The organism is Elusimicrobiota bacterium (assembly GCA_016722575.1).
Lineage (GTDB): Bacteria > Elusimicrobiota > Elusimicrobia > FEN-1173 > FEN-1173 > JADKIY01.
This window is the reverse complement of sequence record JADKIY010000002.1, coordinates 666042-690938: the sequence shown is the minus strand read 5'-3', so window position 1 is coordinate 690938 and position 24897 is coordinate 666042. Positions and strand designations below refer to the sequence as shown.

The 24897-nt window shown below is 62.0% G+C and carries 23 protein-coding genes and 1 riboswitch; all 23 genes read left to right on the top strand.

Going from position 1 to position 24897, the window contains the following annotated elements:
• The first annotated feature begins 204 nt into the window (after nucleotides 1-204).
• Complete coding sequence (locus tag IPP68_06715) at nucleotides 205-909, top strand: hypothetical protein (GenBank protein MBL0350049.1); 705 nt, start codon at nucleotides 205-207, stop codon at nucleotides 907-909.
• A gap of 9 nt (nucleotides 910-918) precedes the next feature.
• Nucleotides 919-1956: an acetyl-CoA carboxylase carboxyltransferase subunit alpha gene (locus tag IPP68_06710; GenBank protein ID MBL0350048.1), complete on the top strand. Its 1038-nt coding sequence runs from the start codon at nucleotides 919-921 to the stop codon at nucleotides 1954-1956.
• A gap of 30 nt (nucleotides 1957-1986) precedes the next feature.
• On the top strand, nucleotides 1987-3066 hold the full coding sequence (locus tag IPP68_06705; GenBank protein ID MBL0350047.1) for a class I fructose-bisphosphate aldolase: 1080 nt from the start codon (nucleotides 1987-1989) through the stop codon (nucleotides 3064-3066).
• A gap of 112 nt (nucleotides 3067-3178) precedes the next feature.
• Nucleotides 3179-4849 carry a diphosphate--fructose-6-phosphate 1-phosphotransferase gene (locus tag IPP68_06700; GenBank protein MBL0350046.1) on the top strand — a complete coding sequence of 557 codons (1671 nt, stop codon included), beginning with the start codon at nucleotides 3179-3181 and terminating at the stop codon, nucleotides 4847-4849.
• 49 nt (nucleotides 4850-4898) lie between these two features.
• Entirely contained in the window at nucleotides 4899-5324 is a 426-nt protein-coding gene (locus tag IPP68_06695; GenBank protein ID MBL0350045.1) for an acyl-CoA thioesterase, read from the top strand.
• A gap of 29 nt (nucleotides 5325-5353) precedes the next feature.
• Nucleotides 5354-7330 carry an LTA synthase family protein gene (locus IPP68_06690; protein MBL0350044.1) on the top strand — a complete coding sequence of 659 codons (1977 nt, stop codon included), beginning with the start codon at nucleotides 5354-5356 and terminating at the stop codon, nucleotides 7328-7330.
• Nucleotides 7281-8501 (top strand): 23S rRNA (uracil(1939)-C(5))-methyltransferase RlmD, encoded by a 1221-nt coding sequence (gene rlmD, locus IPP68_06685; GenBank protein MBL0350043.1) that lies wholly within the window; start codon nucleotides 7281-7283, stop codon nucleotides 8499-8501. Before IPP68_06690 ends, rlmD begins: the two co-directional genes overlap by 50 nt.
• A gap of 282 nt (nucleotides 8502-8783) precedes the next feature.
• On the top strand, nucleotides 8784-11012 hold the full coding sequence (locus IPP68_06680) for a UvrD-helicase domain-containing protein (GenBank protein MBL0350042.1): 2229 nt from the start codon (nucleotides 8784-8786) through the stop codon (nucleotides 11010-11012).
• Nucleotides 11009-12544 (top strand): glycosyltransferase family 39 protein, encoded by a 1536-nt coding sequence (locus IPP68_06675; protein ID MBL0350041.1) that lies wholly within the window; start codon nucleotides 11009-11011, stop codon nucleotides 12542-12544. Before IPP68_06680 ends, IPP68_06675 begins: the two co-directional genes overlap by 4 nt.
• 17 nt (nucleotides 12545-12561) lie before the next feature.
• On the top strand, nucleotides 12562-12846 hold the full coding sequence (gene gatC / locus IPP68_06670) for an Asp-tRNA(Asn)/Glu-tRNA(Gln) amidotransferase subunit GatC (GenBank protein ID MBL0350040.1): 285 nt from the start codon (nucleotides 12562-12564) through the stop codon (nucleotides 12844-12846).
• Entirely contained in the window at nucleotides 12843-14312 is a 1470-nt protein-coding gene (gene gatA, locus IPP68_06665) for an Asp-tRNA(Asn)/Glu-tRNA(Gln) amidotransferase subunit GatA (protein MBL0350039.1), read from the top strand. The genes gatC and gatA overlap by 4 nt, the downstream gene beginning before the upstream one ends.
• The gene (locus IPP68_06660) at nucleotides 14309-15052 is read left to right on the top strand and encodes a glycosyltransferase (protein MBL0350038.1); all 744 of its coding nucleotides are present in this window, start codon (nucleotides 14309-14311) and stop codon (nucleotides 15050-15052) included. Before gatA ends, IPP68_06660 begins: the two co-directional genes overlap by 4 nt.
• Nucleotides 15049-15513 carry an NUDIX hydrolase gene (locus tag IPP68_06655; protein MBL0350037.1) on the top strand — a complete coding sequence of 155 codons (465 nt, stop codon included), beginning with the start codon at nucleotides 15049-15051 and terminating at the stop codon, nucleotides 15511-15513. The genes IPP68_06660 and IPP68_06655 overlap by 4 nt, the downstream gene beginning before the upstream one ends.
• The gene (gene gatB / locus IPP68_06650; GenBank protein ID MBL0350036.1) at nucleotides 15510-16976 is read left to right on the top strand and encodes an Asp-tRNA(Asn)/Glu-tRNA(Gln) amidotransferase subunit GatB; all 1467 of its coding nucleotides are present in this window, start codon (nucleotides 15510-15512) and stop codon (nucleotides 16974-16976) included. Before IPP68_06655 ends, gatB begins: the two co-directional genes overlap by 4 nt.
• Nucleotides 16977-17157: 181 nt before the next feature.
• On the top strand, nucleotides 17158-17610 hold the full coding sequence (locus tag IPP68_06645) for a PilZ domain-containing protein (protein MBL0350035.1): 453 nt from the start codon (nucleotides 17158-17160) through the stop codon (nucleotides 17608-17610).
• 58 nt (nucleotides 17611-17668) lie between these two features.
• A riboswitch (SAM riboswitch) is annotated at nucleotides 17669-17783 on the top strand.
• An 82-nt stretch (nucleotides 17784-17865) separates the two neighbouring features.
• A complete protein-coding gene (locus tag IPP68_06640) occupies nucleotides 17866-19146 on the top strand; it encodes a threonine synthase (protein ID MBL0350034.1) in 1281 nt (426 codons plus the stop codon).
• A 23-nt stretch (nucleotides 19147-19169) separates the two neighbouring features.
• Nucleotides 19170-19448, top strand: a complete 279-nt coding sequence (locus IPP68_06635) for a MoaD/ThiS family protein (GenBank protein ID MBL0350033.1) — start codon at nucleotides 19170-19172, stop codon at nucleotides 19446-19448.
• 351 nt (nucleotides 19449-19799) lie between these two features.
• On the top strand, nucleotides 19800-20039 hold the full coding sequence (locus tag IPP68_06630; protein MBL0350032.1) for an NIL domain-containing protein: 240 nt from the start codon (nucleotides 19800-19802) through the stop codon (nucleotides 20037-20039).
• Between the two features lie 154 nt (nucleotides 20040-20193).
• Nucleotides 20194-20796: an HNH endonuclease gene (locus IPP68_06625; protein MBL0350031.1), complete on the top strand. Its 603-nt coding sequence runs from the start codon at nucleotides 20194-20196 to the stop codon at nucleotides 20794-20796.
• A 10-nt stretch (nucleotides 20797-20806) separates the two neighbouring features.
• Nucleotides 20807-21169, top strand: coding sequence for a response regulator (locus tag IPP68_06620; GenBank protein ID MBL0350030.1), 363 nt, complete (start codon nucleotides 20807-20809; stop codon nucleotides 21167-21169).
• Between the two features lie 91 nt (nucleotides 21170-21260).
• Entirely contained in the window at nucleotides 21261-21797 is a 537-nt protein-coding gene (locus tag IPP68_06615) for a Rieske 2Fe-2S domain-containing protein (protein MBL0350029.1), read from the top strand.
• A gap of 3 nt (nucleotides 21798-21800) precedes the next feature.
• Nucleotides 21801-23573, top strand: coding sequence for a cytochrome bc complex cytochrome b subunit (locus tag IPP68_06610; GenBank protein MBL0350028.1), 1773 nt, complete (start codon nucleotides 21801-21803; stop codon nucleotides 23571-23573).
• Nucleotides 23570-24877, top strand: a complete 1308-nt coding sequence (locus tag IPP68_06605) for a cytochrome c (GenBank protein ID MBL0350027.1) — start codon at nucleotides 23570-23572, stop codon at nucleotides 24875-24877. Before IPP68_06610 ends, IPP68_06605 begins: the two co-directional genes overlap by 4 nt.
• The last annotated feature ends 20 nt before the right edge of the window (nucleotides 24878-24897 follow it).

Sequence of the window (24897 nt, the reverse complement as noted above, 5' to 3'; positions counted from 1 at the left end):
TCCTTTTAAGCGAGTCGTTGGCCTGTTTTCCCGGCGATGCGCTAATTTGTGTTGTTTTTTGTATTCGAAAATAAATAATTGGCGAATTGATGCAAACGGGCGAAACCGGGAACGGATTTCGCCTTTGACGAAACCCGGGAAAAAGGTAAAATAACGTTTTCAGTTCGGGGCTCCCAACGCCCCACCACCGAGAGGTCCACCGATTTGTCAAACCGATCTTTAATCCTGCGGGCCGCCGCTTTGGCGGCGGTCCTGCTTCCCCACCGGCTGTGGGCGGTACCGCCCATGACCGAGCTGATCGACGTCCCGACCGCCGAGGCCCTGGACCATTACGGCTACAGCGCCGGTTTCCGATTTTACACCGACGGGGGCCTGCTGACCAAAGCGTCCTTCGGGGTGTTCCCCCGGCTGAACGTCGGTTTTGGGTTGGACGCCGAAGGGTTCATCGGCAACCGGTCGGTGGACCTCAACCAGCCGACCCTGAACGCCCGGTTCCGTTTCTTCGACGGCAAGCGCAATCTGCCGGCCCTGGCCCTGGGGTACGACGGCCAAGGCCTTTTCTACGACCACGACACGGACAAATACCGCCAGCGGGAAAAGGGGTTGTATCTGGTGGGGAGCGGCGAGGTGTTCGTTCCCGATTTGAGCCTGCACGGCGGCGTCAATATTTACGATTTCAAGAACGATTACCTTTACACCTTTGTGGGACTGAATTACCTGTATGCCGACCAATTCGGGCTCACGGTGGAGTGGGACAATGTCCGCGTCTGGCGGGACAGCCGATTGAACGTGGGGGGGCGGTATTACGTGACGCCCAGTTTCGCCGTGGAACTGGCCGGCCGGGATTTGACGGCGCCCGGTCGACGGGCGGAACGGATCATTCGACTCACTTATTCCGGGGGATTTTAAAACGGGAGGATGACTCTGACCTTGGAAAACACATCGTTCAAGGGGTTCGATTTCGAAAAACCCCTCATGGATTTGGAAGAGCAGATTCAAGCGCTCGAGAAGACCGCCCAGGAAAACCAGGGGGTCGGCATCGGCGACGAAATCCAAGGCCTGCGCGCGCGCTTGAACGAGTTGCGCGCCGAAATTTACGGCCGTCTCTCCCCCTGGCAACGGGTTCAAATCGCCCGGCACCCCCGCCGCCCCTACGCCCTCGACTATTTTGAGCGCCTGTTCACCGGGTTGATCGAACTGCACGGCGACCGCCACTACGCCGACGACAAAGCCATCGTCGGCGGTTTGGCCTATTTGGACGGCCAGCCGGTGGTGGTCATGGGGCACCAAAAGGGGCGGACGCTCCAGGAATCCATGGCCCGTAATTTCGGCATGCCCCACCCCGAGGGTTACCGCAAAGCCCTCCGCCTCATGCGTTTGGCCGCCAAATTCGGCGCCCCGGTCGTTTGCCTGATCGACACCGCCGGGGCCTACCCCGGAATCGGCGCCGAGGAGCGTGGCCAGGCCACGGCCATCGCGGAAAATTTAAGGGAAATGTCCCAACTGCCGGTGCCCATCCTTTGCGCGGTCATCGGCGAGGGCGGATCCGGCGGGGCCCTGGCCATCGGCGTCGGCGACCGTTTGTTGATGCTTGAGAACGCCTGGTATTCCGTCATCTCCCCCGAAGGCTGCGCCTCCATTTTGTATCGGGACGCCGCCAAAGCCCCCGACGCGGCGCGCGCGCTCAAGATCACCGCCCAGGATTTAAAGGGCATCGGCATCGTGGATGAAATCATCCCCGAGCCGTTGGGCGGCGCCCACCGAGACCCGGACGCGGCGGCCGCGGCGCTCAAGGCGGCGCTCCTTCGTCACTTAAAGGAATTGCGCGCCCTGCCTCTCGACAAACTTTTGGACGGTCGGTACGACAAATACCGATCGGTGGGGCATTTCGAGGAAGCCGAAAAGAAAAAAGCGAAAACCGCCGCGCCCCGGCGGCGATCCAAAACCAAAGCCTGATTTTGGTCCACTGAAAAAGGAGAAGTCATCATGTCACAGGTTGTCGAAGCGGCAAAGAAGTCCGGATCCACAGCGGAATTGTTGGGCAAAGACGCGGAATCCCTTTTGACGTACAAAGCGAAAGTGCCGGCCGCGCGCCTGCACCTTCCCGGCCCCGATTTTGTGGACCGTGTGTTCTCCCAGTCGGACCGCGGCCCGGCCGTGCTCCGCAATTACCAACACACCATGAACACCGGCCGCCTGGCGGGGACGGGCTACGTGTCCATCCTGCCGGTCGACCAAGGCATTGAACACTCCGGCGGCGCGTCCTTCGCCCCGAACCCGGACTACTTCGACCCGGAAAACATCATCAAGCTCGCCATCGAGGGCGGTTGCAACGCGGTCGCCTCGACCTACGGCGTCTTGGGCGCCGTGGCGCGAAAATACGCCCACAAAATTCCCTTCATGCTCAAGATCAACCACAACGAGCTCATGAGCTTGCCTCAGGTGCCGGACCAGACCCTGTTCACCAAAGTCCAGCGCGCCTTCGACATGGGCTGCACCTCCATCGGCGCGACCATTTACTGGGGCTCGCCCGAAAGCCGCCGCCAGCTTCAGGAAATCTCCGAAGCGTTTTCCCAGGCCCACGAACTCGGCCTCTTCACCGTGCTGTGGTGCTACGTGCGGAACAACGCCTTTAAAACCCCCGAAAAAGACTACCACGTCTCCGCCGATCTCACGGGCCAGGGCAACCACCTGGGCGTGACCATCGAAGCCGACATCATCAAGCAGAAACTGCCCGAGAACAACGGCGGCTACAACGCCGTCAAATTCGGCAAAACGAGCTCGAAGGTCTATTCGGACCTCACCACCGACCACCCCATCGATCTCACCCGCTACCAGGTGATGAACTGCTACATGGGGCGCGCCGGGTTGATCAACTCGGGGGGCGAATCCAAAGGCGCCTCGGACCTGGCGGAAGCCGTCCGCACGGCCGTCGTCAACAAGCGCGCCGGCGGCATGGGCCTGATCTCGGGCCGCAAAGCCTTCCAAAAACCCCTGCGCGAAGGCGTCCAGCTCCTGAACGCCGTGCAGGACGTCTACCTGGATAAATCGGTCACCATCGCCTAAGGCATTTTTCAAGCCCCCTTGCCCGAACGCGTTCGGGCAAGGGGGTATTTGTTTTAAACCGCTTTTCATTTCCGCCCGGCCGACGCCGGCGGTCAATCGCCGAGAGGATCCCATGCCCACGACCACTTCCGCGCTTCAAATGGAACGCCTGAAATTCAAACCCGCCCTGCCGATGGTACTGAAGGGCGGCCCGGGCGCCGTCACGGCGAAGGCCGGCCGGCCGACCCAAAGCCTGTCGGACCAGGCCTCGGTCCAGGGCCTATTCCCCCGGACCTACGGACTTCCCTTGGTTTCTTTTGTGTCCGGCAAAAACCCGGCCGTGGCCAAAAAAGCCGTTCGGATCGGGGTGGTGCTGTCTGGCGGACAGGCTCCGGGCGGTCACAACGTGTTGGCCGGGCTCCTGGACGGGCTCAAAAAAGCAAACCCCAAAAACAAATTGTTCGGGTTCCTGGGCGGGCCCTCGGGCATCTTGGAAAACAAGTTCAAAGAATTGACCCCGGCCCTGGTGGCCGGTTTCCGGAACACCGGCGGATTCGATCTCATTCAATCGGGGCGGACCAAAATCGAAACCCCCGAACAGTTCGCGGCGGCCAAGAAAAACGTTCAGGACAACAAATTTGACGCTTTGGTCGTGGTGGGGGGGGACGACTCCAACACCAACGCCGCCCTGTTGGCGGAATATTTTAAAGCGGAGGGTTTGGCCGCCTCCGTCCTGGGCGTCCCCAAAACCATCGACGGTGATTTGAAAAACGATCAAATCGAGGCGTCCTTCGGCTTCGACACCGCCACGAAGATTTACTCCGAAGTCGTGGGCAATATCGGTCGGGACATTCTTTCGGCCCGCAAGTACTGGCACTTCGTCCGACTGATGGGGCGGAGCGCCTCCCACATCACTTTGGAAGTGGCCCTCCAAACCCATCCCAATCTGGCCCTGATCGGCGAGGAAGTCCTGGACAAGAAACTCACCCTGGCCCAAGTGGTCGACGGCATCGCTCAAACCGTGGCGCGCCGGGCCGGGGACAAAAAGAATTACGGCTTCGTCTTGATTCCCGAAGGGCTCATTGAATTCATTCCCGAGATGCGCTCCCTTATTTCGGGCCTGAACGACGCCCTGGCCCAAAACGAGGGCGCCCTGGCCGGTCTTTCCGCCTTTGAAGAAAAGCGGGACGTGGTGGCGAAGTCTCTTCCAGCCCCCTTGTCCGCGCTGCTCCGGTCCCTGCCCGACGGCTTTCAGGCCCAATTGATGCTCGATCGGGACCCCCACGGAAACGTGACCGTCTCCCAAATCGAAACCGAAAAACTCCTCGTCGAGATGGTCAAAAAGCGCCTGGCCGAAATGAAAAAAGCCGGGGCCTACGACGGCAAGTTCGCCGCCATCACCCATTTCTTCGGCTACGAGGGCCGCTGCGGGGCGCCGTCCAACTTCGACGCCACCTACTGCTACGCCCTGGGGTACAACGCGGCGGTTTTGGCGCTGAACGGGTTGACGGGCTATCTCTCCTCGGTGCAGGGGCTCACGAAACCGGCCGCGCAATGGAAAGCCGGCGGCGTGCCCTTGACCATGATGATGAACGTGGAACGGCGCAAGGGGAAGGAAAAACCCGTTATTCAAAAGGCGCTGGTCCGGTTGGACGACGCCCCCTTCGCGGCCTTCGCCAAGGCCCGGGACGCCTGGGCGGCCGCCGACGACTATGTGTTTCCCGGCCCCATCCAATACTTCGGCCCCGCGTCGGTGACCGACGTCCCCACCCGAACGCTTCGACTCGAATCGGCGCGCCGCTGAGCGGCCCCGCCATGACGCCCCGCTCCGGAGGCCGCCCGTGATCCACGAAATGGAATTTCGGGTGGCCTACGCCGACACCGACCGCATGGGCGTCGTCTATTACGCCAACTATCTCGTCCTTTTCGAGCGGGGACGAACGGAACTGCTCCGGGGCTTGGGCCTGCGTTACCGGGATTTCGAGGAAACGTTGAAGGTGTTCCTTCCCGCGGTCCACGCCGAATTGAACTACCTGGCCCCCGCCCGCTACGACGACCTCCTTAAAATCCGCACCTGGATCTCGGCCCTCGGCCGGGCCTCGATCACTTTTTCCTACGAAGTGATTCAGTCGGAGAACGGCCGCGTCATCACCCGCGGAACGACCAAACACCCCTTCGTGAACTTCCAGTGGAAACCCGTCCCGGTCCCGCCTTCGCTGCGGGGAACGCTGGAAAAATTGGTCCACCGGGGTCCCTCGTCCTCCGGACCAATTCGCTGATAAACGCAAAGCCCCCCCGCTCCCGCCGCATGTTCCCCCGTTTATTTTCCACCGGCAAACAGAAAAACGCCGGCCCCCTATCGGCGGCGTTTTTTCCGGCGGCGGCGCTGATGGGGATTTTTGCGCTGACGCGGGCCGTTCTGACCGCAATGGCGTGGCCCGATTTGGAGGGGCGGGGGGGGGTTTGGATTAAAACCCTTTGGGCGGCGCTGCGCCTGGACGCGGCCATGGCGTTGCTCTTCGCCTTGCCTTTCGCCCTGTGGATTGCCGCCGCATCGGATCGTTTCCGCGCTTCCCGCCTTTCGGCCCGCGTTTTGGCGGTCGCCTGGGGATGTTTTCTTTTTTTCTTCGTTTTTGTCGCGGCGCTGGAAACCGCGTTTTTTGACGAATTTAATTCCCGCTTCAATTCCATCGCGGTCGACTACCTCCTTTATCCGACGGAGGTGGCGGGGAATATCTGGCAGTCCTACCCGGTCCTGTGGGTCCTTTTCGGAGTCGCCGCGACCGCCGGCCTGATTGGCGCGGCGACCGTCCGGGGATTCCTTCGCCGCGCGGCCCGGCCCGCTCCCCCCGCCCGCCGTTGGCGGTCCGCCGGGGTCTTCGCCTTGGCGGCGGTCGGCGGGGTGGGGCTCGCGCCGTACGTGAAACCCGAAGTCAGCGGCAACCGCCTTCAAAATGAAATCGCGGCCAACGGTCCTTACGCCTTCTTTTACGCTTTTTGGAGCAACGATTTACCCTACGGCCATTTTTACCGAACGATTCCTTCCGACGAAGCCCTTCGCCGAACCCTGCGCTTGGTCCGCGACCGAGAATCCGGCGGGGGGGCGGGAACGGCCTCTCCAACTCTCGAGCGTTCCCAACGCGAGAAGGGCCGATTGGACCGGCCGAACATCGTCATCGTTCTCGAGGAAAGTTTCGGGGCCAATTTCACGGGCGTCCTGGGGCATCACCCCGACCACCTCACCCCGTTCTTTGATCGGCTGGCGGCCGACGGGATTCTCTTCACCAACTTCTACGCCACGGGTTCCCGAACGGTGCGCGGGCTTGAAGCGATCCTTTGCGGTTTCCCTCCCGTTCCCGGGGAATCCATCGTCAAGCGGAACCGGTCGGAGAATGTGTTTTCCCTGGCCCAGGCCCTAAAGGATCAGGGCTACGAAACCATGTTCGTATACGGCGGGCGAGGGCTTTTCGACAACATGCGTCCGTTCCTCCGCGCCAACGGCTTCGACCGGTTCGTGGAGCAAAAAGATTTCGCGTTCCCGAGGTTCACCACCATTTGGGGGGTGTGCGACGAGGACATCTTCGACCGGGCGTTGGAAGAATTCGACGCGTTTCACGCCCGGGGCCGCCGTTTTTTCGGCACCGTGCTTTCGGTCTCCAATCACAAGCCCTACACCTACCCGCCGGGGCGCATCGATTTGGATCCCCAACGCCGACGTCGGGAACACGCGGTGAAATACGCGGATTGGGCCTTGGGACAGTTTTTTGAAAAAGCCAAAAGCCACGCTTTTTTTAAAAACACCGTTTTCGTCATCATCGGCGACCACGGCGCCCGGGTGTACGGAGCCGATTTCATCCCGATCCATTCCTACGAAGTCCCGTTCCTTATTTACGCGCCCGAATTGTTGAAACCCCGCCGCGTGGACGTCCTGGGGTCTTCCCTCGATGTCGCCCCGACTTTGATGGGGCTGACGGACATGTCCTATCGGAGCGTTTTTTTCGGCCGGGACCTTTGGGACGTGGCCCCCCGGGAGAGCTACGCGTTGCTTCAGCACGACCGGGACGTCGGCATCCTCCGGGGCGATCGCTTGGCCGTGCTGGGCATTCATCAGTCCGCGCGGGTTTATCGTTACGATCGGGCGGCGCGAAAATTTTCATCGCCCCTGCCGCTGGGACCGGTGGAGGAAGAATTGATTCGGGACGGGGTCGCCCTTTACCAAACGGCCTACGCCCTCTATCAATCCCGCCGTTACCGGTTGGAGCCCGCGCCTGTCCCCGCCCGCTGACCCCCCCCTCGGCACGGCCCGGTGTTCCCACTTCGGGGTCTGCGGCGGTTGCGCCACCCAGGAGGTCCCTTACCCCGATCAAACGGCCCGCAAGGAAGCCGCGGTCCGCGCGCTCCTCGCTCCTTTTGCGCCCGGGGAGTTCCGGCCCCTTCGGCCTTCCCCGGATTCCTTTTATTACCGGAACAAGATGGAATTCGCCTTCGGGGGACTCAAAGACGGCCCCGTTTTGCTGGGCCTCCGCCAACGGGGCAAATTCGACCGCGTGGTGGATTTGTCCGAATGCTTTTTGTTGTCGCCCGACACCGGCCGTTTGTTGTCGGCGGTTCGGGGGTGGGCGACCGCCGCAGGCCTTCCGACCTACCACCTCAAATCCCACAAAGGGTTTCTCCGCTACCTGGTGGTCCGGGAAGGAAAGAACACCGGCCAACGCATGGTCTGCCTGGTGACCGCCGAGGGGGAGCTTCCGGGGGCGGGGCTGCTGGCGGCCTTGGACGCCGCCGGCGTTCCGGTCGACACCGTGATCTGGACGATCAACGCCGGGCTTTCCGACACCGCCCAGGGGGTTCCGCGGGGAATTCTCCGGGGGACGGGGACCATCGACGAGGTCCTTCGGGGAAAGCGGTTTCAAATTTCGCCGTCGACTTTTTTCCAGACCAACACCGGGGGCGCCGACGTGTTGCTGGACGTCATCGGGGAATTCCTCGGCCGCGGGGCCGAAATTCTCTTTGATCTTTATTGCGGGTCCGGTTCCATCGGACTGGCGTTGATGGACCGCGCCCGGCGTTTGATCGGGGTCGAGTTGAACCCCGCGGCGGTGGAAGACGCCCGGGCCAACGCGCGCCGCCAGGGCGCGGACGGGGCCGAATTCCACGCCCTGGACGCGGCCGCCTTCGCCCGCTCGTCCGACTTTCAAAACCTCTGGACCTCTCCCGGCTCGGTGGCCGTGGTGGATCCCCCGCGTCCGGGGCTTCAGCCGGACGTCCGCCGCCTCCTGGTCGAAAAACCCGTCGCCCGTTGGGTCTATGTGTCCTGCAACCCGGAGGCCCTGGTTCGGGACCTGACCGCTTTGAGCCTGGTTTACCATCCCGTGGTGGTGCAACCCGTGGACCTTTTTCCCCACACGCCCCACGTGGAAACCGTGGTCCTTTTGGAGCGCCGGCCCGGAACTTGAGCGGGCGGTCGCGCCCCTCGGGGTCCCGCTTTTCCGGGTGGATGGTTTTGAGGTCGAAGAAACTCCACCACGCTCCTTTTCGGCCCACGCCGACGATCATTTCCCACCCCGGGATTTGGGTCGCCGTCGTGGAGCCCGCCACGGAACCGTGCGTTTCGGTGCGGCAAACAGCCTGGCTCCTTCGGGGCGAAGGTTCCCGACGCGCTTTCATCGTTCCACGGCGTCTTTCAAAATGGCGCGGCCCCAAAGGGGCCTAAATCAGCGACGAGGGAGTAAGGTATAATGCCCTTCGCCATGGCGCTTCCCGAACCCCTCTTGGCCACCCTCAATCCGCCCCAGCACCAGGCCGTGACCCACGGCGAGGGGCCGCTTCTCATCCTGGCGGGCGCCGGCTCCGGAAAAACCCGCGTCATCACCTTTCGCATCGCCCACCTCCTCTCCGAAGGGGTGAACCCCTGGAATATTTTGGCCGTGACCTTCACCAACAAGGCCGCGGCGGAAATGCGCCGCCGGGTGGACGAGCTCACCGGCGGGCGGGGCCGCGCTGTTTGGATTTCCACCTTTCACTCTTTCTGCGCCCAATTCCTTCGGGTGGAGGCCAAGGCGGCGGGCTTGGATCCCCACTTCACTATTTACGACGACAACGACCAGACCCAAATCCTCAAAGAATGTTTGCGGGAGTTGAGTCTGGATGAAAAAAAATACAAGCCCAACCAGGTGCTGTCCGTCATTTCCCGGGCCAAGGACGACTTGTTGGACGCGGGGTCCTACACCATTCACGCCCTCGCCCAGAACGACCCCTATCGCAACATGGTGGCCACGATTTATTCCCTCTATCAGAAGAAACTGGTCAAGGCCAACGCCCTGGATTTCGGCGATTTGATTCTGCGGTCCACCATGGCCCTGCGCGATCAGGAAGCTCTTCGGGAAAAATACCAGGCCCGTTTCCGATACGTTTTGGTCGACGAGTACCAGGACACCAACCACGCGCAGTACTTGCTGACGAAGCACCTGGTGGCCCCGCCCAAGAACCTCTGCGTGGTGGGCGACGACGACCAAAGCGTCTATTCCTGGCGGGGGGCGGACATCCGCAACATCATGGAGTTCGAGCGGGATTACCCCGGCGCCACCGTGGTCAAGCTCGAGCAGAACTACCGTTCCACCGAGCCCATCCTGGAGGCCGCCCACCGGCTCATCGTCCGCAACCATTTTCGGAAAGACAAACGGCTTTGGACCGAACAAAAGGGCGGGGACGCGGTTCGCTTTCAGGAATTCGCCGACGAGCTGGAGGAGGCCCGGTTCATCGCCCACGAAACGGCGACCCGGGTGCGAACGGGGGCGGCGAAACCGTCGGACGTCGCCGTGTTCTACCGAACCAACGCCCAGTCCCGCGTTCTGGAGGACGCTTTTCGTCGGGAAAGCCTGCCCTACGCCCTGGTCGGGAGCGTTCGGTTTTACGAACGCATGGAAGTCAAAGACGTCCTGGCCTATTTGCGGCTCTTCAACAACCCGGCGGATTCGGTGGCCGCCAAGCGGGTGATCAACAACCCGCCCCGGGGGATCGGCAAAACCACCATTCAAGGGGTGGACCAATTGGCCGCGGCCCGGGGCCTGACCTTTTTCGAGGCCGCCCGTCAGGCCGCCGCCGACCCGGAAACGACGCCGGCCGCCCGGGGCAACCTGTTGAAATTCATCGACGTCATGACCGCCCTGGCCCAACGGCCCGGGGAGAAAACCGCGGCCGTCATGGTCCAAGCCGTTTTGGAGGCCACGGGGTATTGGGCCCATTGGGAGGAACAGGTGGACACCGACCCCGAGGCCGCCCACCGCCTGGACAACCTGCAGGAATTGGTGAACGCCGCCAAGGAATTCGAAGACGTCTCCGAAGATAAGTCGGTTCCCACCTTTTTGGAAAAAGTGTCCCTGGCTTCGGACCTGGACAACCTGAAGGCCGAGGGCGGCGCGGTGACGCTCATGACCGTCCACTTGGCCAAGGGGCTGGAATTTCCGTCCGTGTACTTGACCGGGTTGGAAGAGGGACTCTTTCCCATCGGCGAATCGGCCTTCGACGAAAAGGAATTGGAGGAGGAGCGACGGCTGGCCTACGTGGGCATCACCCGGGCCCGCCGATTCCTGACGCTGACCGCCGCCTCCTCCCGTAAAATCTACGGCCGGTCCAACTGGCACGTGCCGTCGCGCTTTGTGGCCGAGGCGGGCCTCACGCCGGAACGCCCGGTGCCCTCGGGCCTCTTCGAATCCGTGGAGCCGGTGTCGGCGGCGCCCCGGCCGGCGGCGGTGGCCTCCTTCGACCCGGACGAGGGCGAAGCGACATCGCCGGGCGGCCAGCGCCCCCTGCGCCTCGGCCAACGGGTGCGCCACCCCATGTTCGGCGAGGGGAAAATCCTGGACAAAAACGGCTCCGGCGAAAATTTAAAAGTGACCGTGTTGTTCGATTCCGGCGCCCGGAAAAGCATTCTGGTCCGTTACGCCAACTTCACCGTGGTTTCATGAGCCGCGGCGGAGGCGCCGCCGCGCTGATCACGGCGTTTTTAATCGTCGCGGGAACGCTGGCTTGGTTTTTCCCTCCGGTCAGCACCGATGAGGTGGTGGCGACCGCTCGCTCCTGGGAAATGTTGAAAGGACGGGGTTCCCACTACACGCTCTACAACGACGTTTTTCACCCTTCCGTTTACGCCTGGCGGGATCTTTCCCCCGACAACGTGCGCGTCGTGCACAACCTGTGGTTGATCCCCTTCCTGGCCCTGGGCGGCCGCGGCCATTGGGCGGCGCGTTGTTCCTCGATCGTTGCGGGCGCTTTGGCCCTCCTCTTTCTTTGGCTTTTCCTGCGCCGTCGATTGACCGGCCTCGGGGCGGAAGGGATCGCCCTTCTGGCCGTCCATCCCCTTTTCTGGCTGGCCGCTGTCTTGGTCCGGCCCGAAATGCCGCTGTTGGCGGCCGTCGCGGGGATCCTCTGGCTGATCGACGCCCTCCCGTCCGCCTGGGAAAAGAAAAGCCCGCTTTTGGGGTTGCTCATGGGCCTTTCCGTTGGGTTCCATCCCAACGCCGCGCCGCTCTTGGCCGGCGTATGCGTGCATTGGCACCTGAGCGAACCGGCGCAGAGGACGGTCGCGCGTTGGAGCGCCTGGGCCGTCGGCGTGGCCGTGGCCGGTTTGTCGCTCGTGGCCGTGGTTGACTTGAAATCGTTTGCCGCGGGCATGCGGATTTTCGGCGACGCCTTCTACCGCGTTCCCTTCGTGGAGGATTGGCGCCCCTGGCGTTGGCTGGGAAGGCCGGCGTCTTTTTTGTTCGCCGGAGACTCGTTTTACCTTCGGGAAGCCCACCGCGGCCCGTGGGTCGGTTCCTTGCGCGTTGCCGGGGCGATCTTTTTCGGGGCCGCGATTCTCGGCGTGGCCCGCGCCTGGCGTTCCTCGCCCACGGTGCGGTCCCTGGCCTCGGCCTGGGCGGTGTGGTGGGTGACCGCCGCGGCTTTGGTCAGCCGCCGAGAGGCGCTGTACGGCGCCCTGGCCCTTCCCTTGCTTTACCCCTTGGTGGTGTTGGGGCTGTTCACGGTTCAAAAGAAATGGCGGGGGGCGGTCATCGCCGGCCTGGCGACCCTCCAACTCGCCGCGGGGGCGGGCGCCGTGTTTTCTTATCGATCGCACTACCTTTCGGAGGGGGAAATTCAGCGAGCCTTCCGCCGCCTGGTGCCCGATGAAAAAGCGAAAATTCTTGGGCCCAATCGAATGTGGTTTCTCGCGCCCGATCGGACCCGGGACCTGGGGGCGCTCGTTTTTTCCCGATGGTTTACCGGCCGTTCCGACCTTTGGGGGGAATGCCTCGCGTCCTGGCGTCCGGAGGTGGTCGTTCTGGATCCCTTCGTGAAAAAAAACCTGCTCGGTCCGGGGGATTCCGCCGAAAGTCTGGCCCGGTCGGTTCCAGCGCGGGTTGCTCTCCGGGGATTCATCGACACGGGGAGCGGCGGCGACGGGTTGTGGGAGGTCTTATCCCTTCAATGGCCGTCCCAAGGACGCAATCCCTCCTAAAAGTGTAAAATGCACTCGTGCTGACCGAAAAAGACGTCAACCACGTGGCCCGCCTGGCCCGGCTCGCCTTGACCGACGCCGAACGGAAAAAATACCTCGGGCAGTTGACCCGCATCTTGGACCACATTCAAACCCTAAGCGCCTACAACACCGACGCGGTGGCCGCCACCCACCACGTGGTGCCGCTTTCCAATGTCTGGCGGGAGGACGTCGCCGTTTCCTTCCCGGACCGGGACTCCATTCTGGCCAACGCGCCCGAGCGCGAGGACGTCTTCTTTAAAGTCCGGAAGGTCATCGAGTGAGCGCCCCCCACGAATGGACCGCCCGGGAGATCGCCGCCCGGGTCAAATCGAAAAAAATTTCCGCCCAGGAAGTGGCCCGGGCTTTTCTGTCCCGCGCCAAGGCCTGGGACAAGACCGTCAAAGCCTTTCTGTCCCTGGACGAGGAGAAGGCCCTGGCCCAGGCCCGGACGGTCGACGACCGTTTGGCCCGGGGGGAAGACCCGGGGCCCCTGGCGGGCGTTCCCGTCGCCATCAAAGACAACATGTGCGTGACGGGCACCCGCACGACCTGCGCCTCCAAAATCCTTGAAAATTTTGTGGCGAATTACGACGCCACCGCCATCGCGCGTCTTCGGGAATCCGGGGCCGTCTTCCTCGGCAAAACCAACTTGGACGAGTTCGCCATGGGATCCTCCACAGAGAATTCCGCCTACTTCACCACCAAGAACCCCTGGGACCCGACCCGCGTTCCCGGCGGCTCCTCGGGGGGAAGCGCCGCCGCGGTGGCGGCTCGCCTGACGCCGTTGGCTCTGGGGTCCGACACGGGGGGGTCCATCCGCCAACCCGCGGCGCTCTGCGGCATCGTGGGCCTCAAGCCCACCTACGGCCGGGTTTCCCGTTTTGGCCTCGTCGCTTTCGCCTCTTCCCTGGATCAAATCGGGCCCTTCGCCTGGAACACGGCCGACGCGGCGTTGCTGTTGGGCGTGGTCGCCGGCCACGACCCCCGGGATTCGACCTCGGTGAAGCGCCCCGTGCCCGATTACCTGGCCCGTTCGGCGGATTCCATCCAAGGCCTTCGCATCGGTTTGCCCAAGGAGTATTTCATCGACGGGATGGACCCCGCGGTGGAGAAAGCCGTTCGGGAGGCCGTCAAAACCCTGGAGTCCCTCGGCGCCACGGTGCGGGAGGTGTCCCTGCCCCACACCGACGCGGGCCTGTCGGTCTATTACGTCCTGGCGCCCTCGGAAGCCAGCGCCAACCTGGCGCGTTTCGACGGCGTGCGATACGGCCACCGGTCCGCCAAGGCGACCAATTTGCTGGAGCAGTACGAGCTTTCCCGGGACGAGGGCTTCGGTCCGGAAGTCAAACGGCGGATTATGCTCGGGACCTACGCCCTGTCCTCCGGGTATTACGACGCTTATTACCTCAAGGCGCAAAAGGTCCGCACGCTGATCACGAACGATTTCGACAAGGTCTTCGACCAAGTGGATTTGATCGCCACCCCGACGGCCCCCACGCCGGCGTTTAAAGCGGGGGAAAAGTCCGACGACCCGCTTCAAATGTATTTGTCCGACGTCTTCACGATCTCCTGCAACTTGGCGGGGATTCCCGGACTCTCCCTGCCCTGCGGTTTTTCCGGCGGGTTGCCCATCGGCCTCCAGTTGCTGGGGCGTCCTTTTGAGGAAGAACGGGTGTTGGCCGCGGCCCGGGCCTACGAAGAAGCGACCTCCTGGGTCAAGACGCCGCCGACGCCTCCGGGCCTTTGATCGATCCGGAGGGACCGCGCCTGTCGGTCGTGGTCCCGGCCTACAACGAGGAAAACTATTTGGGCCCGCTGTTGGCCTCCCTGGCCGTTGCCCGGGCGCGTTTGAAAGCCGAACGGGGCGTGGAAGCCGAAGTCATTGTGGTGGACAACGGGTCCACCGACCGCACGGCGGAAACGGCCCGGGCCGGAGGCGCCCGGGTGGTGACGGAAGCCAAACGGCAGATCGCGGCCTCTCGGAACGCGGGGGTGCGCGCCGCCCGGGGAAAGATCGTCCTCACCTGCGACGCCGACAACGCGGTGTCCGACAATTTGCTGGTCCGGGTGGACGAAGAAATGGCCCGGGGCGATTGCGTGGGCGGCGGTGTGCGCATCGAGCCGGAGGCGAGCCGCTGGAACACGGATCTGCTGTTCGCGGTTTTCGACTGGGGCGCCCGGCTCTTCGGCATGGGGTTCGGCGTGCTGTTCACCGACCGGGCCACCTTCGACCGAATCGGCGGCTTCCCGGAGACGGTGTATGTGGGCGAGGACGGATTTTTCGTGCTGGCCCTCCAGAAGGAGGGGCGGCGGCTCAAAAAGCGATTCGCGCGGGTGGCGGACGCCCACATCCGGACCTCCCTTCGGAAGATCGACGAGTTCGGTTTTATAAACGTGCTGTGGCAGCATTTTAAGTTTGTGTTGATGCCCTGGCGGCTCCGGCAACGGAGCGCGGCCCCGACCTGGTACGAGGTGCGCAAACGATGACTCCCAAAGGCGGTCCCACCACGAACAGCGACCCGGCGGCCACCCGCGAGGAAGTGTCGGCGGGCGGCATTGTCCTCGGGCCGGAAGGCCTCCTGATGATCAAGGTCCGAAACTTGGAGGACAACGTGGTCTGGACGTTCCCCAAGGGCCATCTGGAAGCGGGGGAAACGGCCCAACAGGCCGCCCTTCGGGAAGTGCTCGAGGAAACCGGATGGAAGTGCCGCGTCATCGGGGATTTGGGCGAAGTCCGTTACAAATTTAAACGGGACCTGCGCCCGGTCAACAAAACCGTTCACTGGTTCTACATGACGCCCGAAGACCGGCCGGGCCGGCCCGACCCGGAGGAAGTGCTGGACTGCCGGTGGTATCCGCTCCCCGAGGCGGCGAGCCTCGTGGTGTATAAATCGGACAAGATGATTTTGTCGTTGTTGAAGAAAAAAGCCGGGGAGGCGTTGCCGTGACCGCGTACGAGACGGTGATCGGGCTGGAGGTCCACGTCCAGCTCAAAACCGAAAGCAAGATTTTTTGTTCCTGCCCGACGACCTTCGGGGCGGAGCCCAACACCCAGATTTGCCCGGTGTGCGCGGGCTACCCCGGCGTTCTGCCCGTGCTCAACAAGAAAGTCGTGGAAGGCCTGGTGCGGGCCGCCCTGGCGCTTCATTGCGGCATCAACCGCCATTCCATCTTCGCTCGAAAGCAGTATTTCTATCCGGACCTCCCCAAGAACTACCAGATTTCCCAGTACGAGCTCCCCCTGGCGATCAACGGCCACCTGGACATCGCCCTTCCCCCGGCGGAAGCCCGGCGCATCCGCATTCACCGCATCCATTTGGAAGAAGACGCCGGGAAGCTCCTGCACGCCATCGGCAACCGGGCCTTGGATTATTCCCTCGTGGATTTGAACCGCACGGGCGTGCCGCTCATGGAAATCGTCTCGGAGCCCGATCTTCGAAGTCCCGAGGAGGCCAGCGCCTACTTGGACACTCTGCGGAACATCCTCCGTTACGTGGGCGTCTCCGACTGCGACATGGAGAAAGGCTCCATGCGCTGCGACGCCAACGTGTCCCTTCGCCCGGTGGGAACCGAGGCCCTGGGCACCAAGGCCGAAGTCAAAAACATGAATTCCATGAAAAGCGTCCGGGACGCCATCGCCCACGAAGTGCTTCGCCAGACGGCCCTGTTGGAATCCGGGGGACGGGTCGTGCAGGAAACTCGGCTTTGGAGCCAGGACACCGGGACGACGCAGTCGATGCGGTCCAAGGAAGAGGCCCACGATTACCGTTATTTCCCGGACCCGGACCTGGTGCCCCTGGACCTTTCGACGGAATTTATCACGAATTTGCAGTCCCAGCTGCCGGAACTGCCCGAGGCCCGGCGCGGCCGTTACGAAAAAGAATTGGGTCTTTCGCCTTACGATGCCGGCGTTTTGACCGCCGAACGGGTGTTGTCGGACTATTTCGACCGGGCTCTGGGCGGTTTCCCGGCCGCCGAACGGGGGGCCGCGGCCAAACCCCTTTCCAACTGGCTTACCACCGAACTTCTCGGCCGCCTCAACGGGCTCAAGAAATCCTTGGAAGAGTCGCCCATTTCGCCGGACCAATTGGCCGCGCTCGTTGGAATGGTTCAAAAAGGGGTGTTGAACAGTAAAGCCGCCAAAACCGTTTTTGACACCCTGTTCACCGAAGGCGGCGATCCGGCCGCGATTGTGAAAGCCAAAGGGCTGGTCCAGGTGGACGACGAATCCTCCATCTCGGCCTGGGTGGACGAAGTCATCGCCGCCAACGCCAAGATCGTGGAAGACATCAAGGGGGGGAAGCCCAGCGCCGTGGGGTCCCTGGTGGGGCAGGTGATGAAGAAGTCCTCCGGCCGCGCCAACCCCCAGACCGTTCAGCGTCTTCTGAAGGAAAAACTCTCCGTCAATTAGCCGTCCCGTTCGGGACTGGCATTTCCCCGGTTTCGGCTCTAAGCTTAGGGGCCGGCGCGACCGGCCTCATTCATCCCCCATCCCTCATCCCACACCCCGCTCGACACAATCGACACAACGATGAAAGGAATTTCGGGCGCCGCCGACCGTCGGCGGGCCGCGATTCCGTGGGAGGCGTTTCATGGAATTGGATCGTCGCAGTGGTCACCGGATCCCCGTTCCGGCGAAATTCGGCGGTTTGGTGTCTTTCGCCCCGGTGGGGCTTCTGGGGCGGCTCAAGGGCGCCCGGGACGGCGTTGTGGAAAACCTCTCCACCGAAGGGTTGAACGCCTACGTTCACGGCCCCCTTCGCAAGGGCAAAAAGCTCTGGGTCACGTTTTACGCCGAAGGGCCCTTGCGGGGCGTTCGCCTCTGCGGTCGGGTGGTTTGGGCCGAAAAGGAGGCCGGGGGCACCCGCGTCGGGCTTCGTTTTCTTTCGGCGCCGGCCGAAGCCGTGGCCGTCATCGGCCGCTGGGCCTACGACCACCAGGTGTGCGAGGCGGGAATCACTTTCGCTCTCAAAAACATCTGCAAGAACACCTGCGCTTACTGGTCCCTGTGTGAAAAACCCATTAAGATTCGCCCCGCGGCCTGAGGGCGACTGAGGGCGAATCTTGACGGAATGAGGCGACTTTTCTAGAATTACCGACGTACTCTTATCCAGAGTGGGGGAGGGACAACGCCCGATGATCCCACGGCAACCGCCGAATCGTTATCGGATTCGGGACAGGTGCCAACGCCGACCCCGCGCGAGGGGAGCGATAAGAGGAGACGAAGAAACGGGTTCCCCGTGGAGATCTCTCCTCGGGGATTTTTTTGCGCCGAACGTCCGGCCAAGGAGAACAGCGGCATGTCGTCGAAAATCAAAGGTTTGAAGTGCAAGGAATGCGGGCAGATTTACCCCGCCCTGGCCACCCACGTCTGCGAATTTTGCTTCGGCCCCCTGGAAGTCGACTACAATTACGACGCGATTCGAACGGGCCTGACCCGGGCCAAAATTGAATCCGGGCCCCGAACCCTGTGGCGCTATTGGGATCTCCTTCCCGTGGAATCGAAAAATTTGGTCACGATCCACGAAGGGTTTACGCCGCTTTTCCACGCCAAACACCTGGGCCGGGAATTGGGCCTCAAGAACCTCTACATTAAGAACGACTCGGTGAACCCCACCTATTCCTTTAAAGACCGGGTCGTGAGCGTCGCCTTGACGCGGGCCAAGGAGTTGGGCTTTGACACCGTGGCCTGCGCCTCCACGGGGAACCTGGCCGGGGCGGTCGCCGCCTACGGCGCCTCCGCGGGGCTCAAAACCTTTGTCTTCATCCCCGCGGATTTGGAGCAGGGCAAAATCATCGGCGCCGGAATTTACGACCCCGTGCTCGTGGGCGTTCGCGGCAACTACGACGAAGTGAACCGTCTTTGCGCCGAAGTGGCCGACGCTTACAAGTGGGCCTTCGTGAACGTCAACGTGCGGCCCTATTACGCCGAGGGCTCCAAAACCCTGGGGTTCGAAGTCGCCGAGCAGCTGGGTTGGCGGGCACCGGACCATTGCGTGGTCCCCATGGCCAGCGGGTCGCTCCTGACCAAAATTCATAAAGGGCTCCAGGAGTTCCAGGACCTGGGATTGATTTCCAAACACAAAACCCGCATGTCGGGCGCCCAGGCGGCCGGTTGCGCCCCCGTGGTGACCGCCGTCCGGGAGGGGACCGACATCGTCCGGCCCGTCCGGCCCAACACCATCGCCAAGTCCCTGGCCATCGGAAACCCGGCGGACGGGCCCTACGCCGCCAAAATCATCAAGGCGACCGGGGGCCACGCCGAGGACGTGTCGGACGAGGAAATCGTCGACGGCATCAAGCTCTTGGCCCGCACCGAGGGCCTCTTCACCGAGACCGCCGGGGGCGTGACCATCGGCGTGTTGAAAAAGCTGGCGGCGAGTGCTAGAATCGCCGCCGACGAGACGGTGGTGGCCTTCATCACCGGCAGCGGCTACAAAACCATCGAAGCCGTCGCCGGGCGCACCGCGGTCTTGCACGATATCCCTCCCACGTTGGAGGCCTTCCGCTCCCTGCACCAGCGTGTCAAGGGGTCGCGGTCGGTTCCGGGGGCGCCCCCCCTTGAATCCGTCGGGGCGTGACGTACACTAAAGGAGACTTTGTTATGGCCGTAAAAGTGCGCATTCCCGCCCCGTTGAGGCGCTTGACGAAAGACCAGGCCGTCGTGGAGGTGGAGGGCGCGACGATCGAGCAGATCATCGCCGGTTTGGAAAAAGGGTTCCCCGGCCTCAAGGAACGCCTGTGCGACGAGACGGGCCAGATCCGCCGGTTCATCAACGTGTTCGTGAACGGCGAAGACATTCGTTTTAAAGACGGGGCCAAAACGGCCGTGGCCCCGGGCGCCGAAGTGAGCATCATCCCGGCCATCGCCGGCGGAAAATAACCGGCTTTTCGCCGGAGGCAAAAGACGGTGGGCGGTCCCCGAGGACCGAAACCCCACCGCCATCGCCGGCGGAAAATAACCGGCTTTTTGCCGGAGGCAAAAGACGGTGGGCGGTCCCCGAGGGACCGAAACCCCCACCGCCATCGCCGGCGGAAAATAACCGGCTTTTTGCCGGAGGGATTTGAGGTTTTTTGTTGGACCGCCCGACCGTTCGGGCGGAAGTCGTCGGCTGAATTCAACGCCCACCGTTCGACGGGGGCGGCCGCCTGACCGAGTACCGCGATTCGCCCGCGGGCGAAGCGATCCGGCCAGGTCGTTTTGGTCGCGACATCAAGATCGGAGTCCGAGTTCGTGAAAAAACGCGTGCATCTTATTTTTTCTCCCACGTTGGTTCAAAAGCCGATCACCTGGGAGTTGAGCAAGAAGTTCGACATCGTCTTCAACGTGCGCCGGGCCAAGATTACCGAAACGGTCGGTGAAAGCGTTTTGGAACTGGAAGGCGACGGCCCCACGCTGGACGCCGCCGTGGCCTGGTTAAAAGGGTTGGGCGTTCAGGTGGAATTGGTGACCCACGACACGCTCGAAAGTTAGTTTAAAGCCTTTCCCCATCGCCCCTCCCGATACCTCCTTTAAAAACGTCCATTGCGTGTTTGTTTTTTGCTAAACTCTTCTTTCTGTTAGCCGTCCCCAGCCTTCCCCCGGCTTCTGGCGGTTTTGTCGCAATCAATAAAACGGGGGCCCGACTATGTCCGGCGATGTCTTGGTCCTTAATCGGCAGTTTTACGCCATTCAAATCACCTCGCTCAAGCGAGCGCTGACCCTCCTTTACCTCGACCACGCCCACGTTGTAGACCAGGAATACCGCACTTACTCCTTCGACAGTTGGCGGGAGCTCTCCATCGAGCGGGGGGGAAACCCGGCGGGGTTCATTCGAACGCCGTCCTTTAAGCTCGCCATTCCCGAAGTGATCGCTCTGCGCGTGTTTGATCGCCTCCCGTTGAGTCAGGTCAAATTCACCCGTCGAAACATTTACGAACATTACGGCTACCGGTGCTGTTATTGCGGCGTGAAGTTTTCAACGGAAAACCTGAATTTGGACCACGTGGTTCCCCGCTGCCGCGAGGGCGCGACCACCTGGGAAAACATCGTGACCTCCTGCATCCCCTGCAATTTGAAAAAAGGAAGCCGCCTGCCCGAAGAGGCGGGGATGAGGCTCTTGATCCGCCCCACCCGGCCCAAATGGAAAGGCCCGGCCTCCCTGGTTTTCCGGTCCCATTTTAAAGTGCGTCAGTCCTGGCAACGCTTCGTGGACAACGCTTATTGGAACTCGGAGCTCGAATCCAAATAGGGGGTGTGCGTTGAATCAAACGGTGCTTGTGGTGGAGGACGATCCGGGCATTCGGGACGTTCTCCGGTTGGAATTGGCCGATCAGGGGTTCGGGGTTCAAACCGTCAGTTCCGGCGAGGAAGCCCTCGCCCTCTTGGAAAAATCACCGGCGGACCTGGTCCTGTTGGACCTTCGCATGCCGGGCATGGACGGGTTGGAGACGGCCCAAAAAATAAAAAGTCGGTGGCCGACCCTGCCCATTGTGTTGTGCACCGTCTGCGCGGAAAAACGATTCGAACGATTTATTGGGAACGAAATCAAGGCCTATCTGCCCAAGCCGTTCACCTTTCATCAGTTGAAAGAAACGGTGAGCGGGGCTCTGGCCGCGCGCTAGCGAAGAGCGCGTCGCCGGTCGGTTTGACACCGCCCAAGTGAACTTGTAAACTCAGGCCGCAACGCCAATTTCGTCAAACGAGTTCTCGTCCATGTCCGACGTTCCCTCATCCCCGTCGGGTTCCACCCCGGCGCCCGAAGGAAATTTTTTTAACCCGGAAGTCACCCGTCGCGGCTTGATCGCCGGCGCCTGGGGCGCCTTTGGAGCTTTTTTGGCCGGAAGCGCCGCCGCCACCGCCCGCTACATGCTTCCCAACGTTCTCTACGAACCGTCCCAGCGCTTTAAAATGGGAAAGCTGAAAGACCTGCCCCAGGGCGTCACCGTCAACAAAGAGAACCGCGTCTGGGTCATCCGCGACGACAAGGGGGTCTACGCTCTTTGGTCCCGTTGCACCCACCTCGGGTGCACGCCCAACTGGTTTCAAGCCGAAAGCCGCTTTCGGTGCCCCTGCCACGGCTCCAATTTCAACGTCGCCGGCGACGTCATTGCCGGACCGGCGCCCAAACCGCTCTGGCGCTGCTCCGTCGACGTCACCCCCGACGGGGACTTGGTCGTCGACAAATCCCAAATGGAAAACCGGCCGGGGTTCCGCGACCGCGGGGCTTTCTTTATCCCGGTCGCCGTCTGATCCATGCCTTCCGTCAACGAGCTTAAAGAAAAGTTGATCAACACCCAAATTTGGCGCTCCATGTTCCGGGGCGGCACCTGGAAAGACACCTCCCGGGACCGCGCCCAGCACATCCTGGGGAACGTTTGGCTCCACCTTCACCCCGCCCGCATCCGCCAACGCGCCGTTCGTTTCACCTACACCTGGGGCCTCGGCGGCCTGTCCTTCGGGCTGTTCATGATTTTGACCATCACGGGCATTTTGTTGATGTTCTACTACCGTCCGGCGGTGGAACTGGCCTACCGCGACATGAAAGACTTGGAGTTCGCGGTGTCCATGGGGCTTTTCCTGCGCAACCTTCACCGGTGGAGCGCCCACACCATGGTTCTCTTGGTCATCCTCCACATGGTCCGTGTGTTTTTGACCGGCGCCTATAAGACCCCCCGGGAGTTTAATTGGGGCGTGGGCGTCGTGCTGTTGGTGCTGACCCTTTTCCTTTCCTTCACCGGTTATCTTCTTCCCTGGGACCAGTTGGCCATCTGGGCCGTGACCGTCGGCACCAACATGGCCAGCGCCACGCCGTTCCTCGGGGCCGAAGGGCCCTTCTCGTCGCTCTTGGGCGTCAATTCCGCCAACGACGCGCGCTTCGCCCTCCTGGGGGGCACCTCCGTCGGGGCCAACACCCTTCTCCGTTTTTACGTCATGCACTGCGTGGCGGTCCCCGTGGTGGCCGGGATTCTCATGATCGTCCACTTCTGGCGCATCCGCAAGGACGGGTTCTCCGCCGCTCCTTTGGCCGGCGATCCGCCCGAGAAAAAGATGGAAGTCTGGCCCAATCTCGTGGTTCGGGAATACCTCGGCGCCATTTTGATGCTCATTTTCCTCGTGGGCTGGTCCGTTCTGCAAAACGCGCCCCTGGAAGAATTGGCGAACCCCACGGTCACGCCCAACCCCTCCAAAGCCCCCTGGTATTTCCTGGGCCTGCAGGAGCTTCTGGTTTATTTTGACCCCTGGCTCGCCGGCGTTAAGTTGCCGGGCGTCATCGCCCTGGGCCTGATCGCCATCCCGTATTTGGATCCGGACCCCAAGACCGGCGTGGGCTATTACTCCATTAAGGAGCGCCCCTTCGCCAACACCGTCTTCCTTTTCGGGGTCGGCTTGTGGTTTGTGTTGATCGCCATCGGCACCTTTATGCGAGGCCCCAACTGGGCCTGGTATTGGCCCTGGGAAAGCTGGGCCTCCCACAAACCCCTGCCGCCGCCGACCTGGAGCCTCATCTTGGTCAACCTCGACGATAAAATGGGCCAATTTTTCACCAGCCAAAAAACCGCGGGACTTCAAATTTCCGGTTGGGCGGGCGTGGGCGCGGCCTTGGCCGCGGCCGGCGGGTTGTTCACGACCTATTTCGGCGCGGGGGTGGTTTTGCCTAAGTTGGTGAACAAAGATCTGCCCTTCAAGAAATCCGTGGGGATTGCCGTGATCGTCTCGATCGCCATCGGCGTCTTGGCCAAAACGACCCACACCTTCCTCTCGAAATACGATTTTATCGGCAAAAACATGCCGCATTTCGGCGTGACGGAAATCTTCTACATCGCCTTCTTCCTTTCCATTGTGATCGTGATGGGCTTTTTGTTGCCCCAGCGATACCTTCGAAAATCCCCGGTCAGCCTCCTCCAATACGTCGTGACCATGGTCCTGCTGTTGTCGATGCTGGGGGTCGTCCTCAAGATGGGCGCCCGGCTCGGTTTCAACATTAAATACATTTTAAGCCTCCCGAGCCTCAATCTGAACATATGAGCCTGAAAGAAACCCTGCTCACGCGTTATTTCACCCTTCGGAATTTGTTCGTGGGAGGGAATGTTTTGCTTTTAATCCTTTTCCTGGCCGCGGCCGTCAAAGACGCCGATCGGGAATGGAAGGGTTACCAGAAAACGTTCTACGCAAAGGAAATCAAACGTCTGACGGAAGCGCTGGACGGGGCCAACGCGCCCGAAGAAAAAGAGCGGCTGACCAAGAAACTTGCCCTGGTACGGGCCCAGCCGGTCCGCCTCCGCCAGTTAATCGTTCCGGGCATGGACCGCTACGATCGTTGCACCACCTGCCACCTGGGTTTTGACCCGGTGTTGAGCCCCACCGGGGAAACCGATTTCACCGAACAACCTTTTTCAGCCCGGGCCAACGACGTTCATAAGACCCACCCCGTGGAAAAGTTCGGATGCACGGTTTGCCACGAAGGGCAAGGCCTGGCCACGACGGTGAAAGCCGCCCACGGGCCGGTGCCTCACTGGGAAAAGCCCCTTCACCGAGGGGCGTATCTTCAGGCGTCCTGCGCCAAATGCCACTCGAATCTGCACGACGAAAAAGCCATGCCCTTCACCGCCGCCTGGCGTCGGGGCGAATCCCTCTTTAAAGAACACGGGTGCATCGGTTGCCATCAGATTCACGGACAGGGCGGCCCCATCTCCGTCGACTTGGCCGAGGAAACGTCCGACAAGCCCCTTTCCCGGATCGATTGGAGCCACACGGATCTCCCCGAAGAGGAGCGCACCTTGGCCGAATGGATTCGCCTCCACGTGGCGACGGACCCCTGGACGCTGGTGCCCGGGGACCCCAAGGCGGAATTCAACGAGGAGCCGATTGCCCCCTCCGGCATGCCGTTCTTCCAGTTGTCCGATGCGGACGCCCGCGCCGTCACGACGTATGTTCTTTCCTTCGCCAAGGACAAGATTCCCTCGAACGTCGTGGTGCCCGCGGCGCCCCGACCCGAACCGGTCCTTCGCACCGCGGTGGAGCGCGGCCGGGCCGTCTACGTGAAATTCGGCTGCGCCGCCTGCCACGCCCCGGACGGATCGGGAGGAATTCGCAACTTTAACTATCAAGGCGGCACCGAACCCAATTTGAAAAAAGTGATGGGGACCTACAAACGCGAGGAATTGCGGCAGAAATTGGAAAAAGGCGTTCCCATCGTCGGCAAAGCGGATCCCCAGGGGCCGACGCCGCCGCTTTACATGCCCTCCTGGAAAGAGAAAATCAAGGGCCAGGAACTCGACGATTTGATGACGTATTTGTTCAGCATCGCGGAGAAGACGGAAGAGTGGTAGAATGGATTTACGGACGGCTT